Origin of the sequence: Streptomyces sp. WAC 04229 (assembly GCF_003947455.1) — a bacterium.
In the GTDB taxonomy this organism is placed as follows: domain Bacteria; phylum Actinomycetota; class Actinomycetes; order Streptomycetales; family Streptomycetaceae; genus Streptomyces.
In genome coordinates this window covers 1-3,243 of the sequence record NZ_QHJH01000349.1, presented here as the reverse complement: position 1 = coordinate 3,243, position 3,243 = coordinate 1, and the positions used below count along the sequence as shown (strand labels likewise).

The window sequence follows — 3,243 nt, the reverse complement described above, 5'->3', positions numbered from 1 at the left end:
CCACCCCCCTCGTCCCGCGTACCCGCCCCCGGGCGGGGATCCCGGGGAGTCCGACGAGTTGCTGGCCGCGCGGCTCCGGGACGGCCCGGAGAGCGAGGCCGCCCGGGTAGCCGCGCTGCTGATGGCACGCCACTGGCAGCCCGCGCACGACTACGCGACCATCTGCCTCGCCACGTCGAACCAGGTCACCGCCATGGTCACGGCCGCCGCCTGGCACCGGGTGCTGGACCGTCTCGCCGAGGGCGAGCCGGCCACCGCGCTGCGTCCGCGCCTGCTGGTCGCCGTGCGCGACACGGTCCGCCAGTGGGCCGCCGACCCGGACACCTCCGGTGTGCTGCCGCAGTTGCTCAAGCCCGCCGGCGGACGCGGCATGCTGGCGGCGAAGTCCCTGACCCCGGAAAACCGGACCCTGGCCGCGCGGGCATTCTCCTCCCTTCCCGGACCGGCCCGTTGTTTGCTGTGGCACACGGAGGTCGAAGGCGAGTCCATAAGTGTCCCGGCCGGTCTGCTCGGCATGGATACCGACACGGCGTCGGCCACCCTCGAACAAGCGCGTGAGAAATTCCGCGAGGGTTGTCTGCACGCCCACAGGCAGCTCGCGCCGAGCCAGGACTGCCGCTTCCACAGCCGTCTCCTCGACGTGCCGATCCGCCGGGGCGGCGCCCTGCTGCCGGACGTCCGCAAGCACCTGACGGACTGCCGCCACTGCCGTCACGCGGCCGATCAACTCGGCCACTTCGAACGGGAACTGGGCACGCTGATCGCCGAGGCGGTGCTCGGCTGGGGAGCCCGGCGCTATCTCGACTCCCGTCCCGGCCGGACCACACTGGGCGGTCTCACCAAGGGCGCCGCCCGGCACCGGGGCGGACGCACCGGGCTGCTGGCCCGCATCCCCGTTCCCGTGCGCCGGGCCCCGGGGCGCCCCGGGACGGGCCGGTCGCCGCTCCGGCAGCTCGGCGCCGCCTCCGCCGGAGTGCTGGCCATCGTGCTGGTGGTCAGTGTGTGGTCGTACGACGGCGGCGGCGCCGATCCGGCCGCCTCCACCAGTGCCGTCGGAGGCGACGGCGAGACGTCCGCCACCAGCCGCCCCAAACCGCCCGGCGCTGCCGGGCTGCCCACGGGCGCCGACCGGACCCGGCTGCGGAACGTGGGCGCCGACCTGTGTCTGGACGTCCGCGGCGAGCCGAAGGCCGGGACGGGCGCCCGCCTGGCGGCGTGCTCCGAGGCGTGGACCCAGCAGTGGACCTACGAGGACGACGGGCTGCTGCGCAGCGTCGCCGACCCGGGGCTGTGTCTGGACTCGCAGGCGGACGCCGGAGTCGTCATTCTCGGCACCTGCGCCGACGAGGGCGCCGAGCGGGGCGACGACGTGCGGTACGACCTGACCGACCGGGGGCGGCTGATCCCGCGCCGGGAGCGGCAGCTCGCCCTCGCCGCCACCACCGTCGCACCCGGTGCCGACGTCGTGGTCAAACTGCACGACGACTCGGACGTCCAGCGCTGGCGCAGCGACCCGCTGCCGACGGCGGAGGGATCCCTGTCGATCGCCCGCACCGACGGGCCGCCCGCCCGCTCGGTGGAACTGCCCGGCGGCTGAGCCCGCCGGGCGGCCGGCGAGGCCGGGTGTGGTCCGCCGGGCGCCGTCGCCGTCGGACTACACCGGGCTCTCGACGAGGTCGGCGGGGCCCGGGGTGGCCGGGGAGGCGTGGCCGGACAGGGCCAGGGTGAGGTCGAGTTCGGCGAGCAGGCAGCGGACGACGTGCTCGACGCCCGCCTGTCCGTCCAGGCCCAGACCGTAGACGTAGGGGCGGCCGAGGAGCACTGCGCGGGCGCCGAGCGCGAGCGCCTTGAAGACGTCGTCGCCGGTGCGGACGCCGCTGTCGAAGAGCACGGTGAGCCGGTCGCCGACCGCCTGAGCCACCCGGGGCAGCGCGTCGGCCGCCGCGACCGCGCCGGCCACCTGGCGGCCGCCGTGGTTGGACACCACCACGCCGTCCATTCCGGCGTCGGCGGCGAGCCGGGCGTCGTCGGGGTGCAGGACGCCCTTGAGGACGATCGGCCCGTCCCAGTTCTCCCGCAGGAACGCCAGGTCCGGCCAGGACTTGGCGGGATCGGAGAACATGCCGACGAAATGCATCACCGCCGCGTTCGGATCCTCGTGCACCGGCTTGGCCAGACCCGCCCGGAACGCGGGGTCGGAGAAGTAGTTGGCGGTGCCCACGCCGTGCAGGAACGGCAGGTACGCCCGGTCGAGGTCGCGCGGGCGCCAGGACAGCAGCGGGGTGTCCAGCGTGACGAACAGCGCGCCGTACCCGGCAGCCTTCGCCCGGTCCAGGAAACTGCGGGCCACCTCGCGGTCCTTGGGCCAGTACAGCTGGAACCAGCGCTCGGCGTCGCCCATCGCCTCGGCCACCTGCTCCATGGGCGTGCTGGACGCCGAGGACAGGACGTACGGCACGCCCTGCGCGGCGGCGGCCCGGGCCGCCGCCGGCTCCGCGCCCGGGTGCATGATCGACAGGACGCCCACCGGGGCCAGCGCCAGCGGCGCCGGCAGCGGCCGCCCCAGCACCTCGACCGAGAGGTCGCGCTCGTGCACGTCCCGCAGCATGCGCGGGACGATCCGCCGCCGGTCCAGCGCCGCCCGGTTGGCGCGTGCGGTGCTGCCGTCCCCCGCGCTGCCGGCGACGTACCCGACGGGGCCGGGGCCCAGCCGGTGCTCGGCCAGCTCCTCCAGCCGGGTCAGGTCGGTGGGGAGCCTCGGCACGGCCCCCGTCATGCCGTTCAGGTAGATCTCGTACTGGAAGTCCGCCCAGTGCTTCGCCATCCCGCGTCGCCTCTCGTCGTCGAGTTCGCGTCGCCAGCACCGTACTCGCCGGTATGCCGGGGCCGTCCGCCAGGGTGAACGGGCATGTTTCGGGGGTGTTTCAGGCCGATTGGCGAACGCGTGGATCACGCCATTCGGCCAGTTCAAGCCTCAAGAACCGATCAAGAACCGCTCCGTTCCGGACTTGGAACGTTCGAATTCTGTGACTTCGAGCCACTGATTCAATACGCAAGGTTACCGAAATCCAGGGGGTCGAGATGAGTTTCGGTGCCGGACTCGGCAGACTCGCGCTCGCCGTTCCGGCACCAACCGAGCCGGGCCGGCATCAACACCCTCGAAAGAGCGGAAGGATGCACACAATGCGGAACACCGCGCGCTGGGCAGCGACTCTGGGCCTGACGGTCACCGCCGTCCTCGGG

2 protein-coding genes are annotated in these 3,243 nt (G+C 73.8%); one reads left to right on the top strand and one right to left on the bottom strand.

Annotated features, from left to right (window positions below; genetic code table 11):
- On the top strand, nucleotides 1–1,597 hold a 1,597-nt coding region (locus DMH12_RS37910), incomplete at its 5' end, for an RICIN domain-containing protein (RefSeq protein ID WP_125495793.1).
- A gap of 57 nt (nucleotides 1,598–1,654) precedes the next feature.
- Here the strand turns inward: DMH12_RS37910 and DMH12_RS37905 are convergent.
- Complete coding sequence (locus DMH12_RS37905; protein ID WP_125495792.1) at nucleotides 1,655–2,824, bottom strand: lactate 2-monooxygenase; 1,170 nt, start codon at nucleotides 2,822–2,824, stop codon at nucleotides 1,655–1,657.
- Nucleotides 2,825–3,243: the final 419 nt, after the last annotated feature.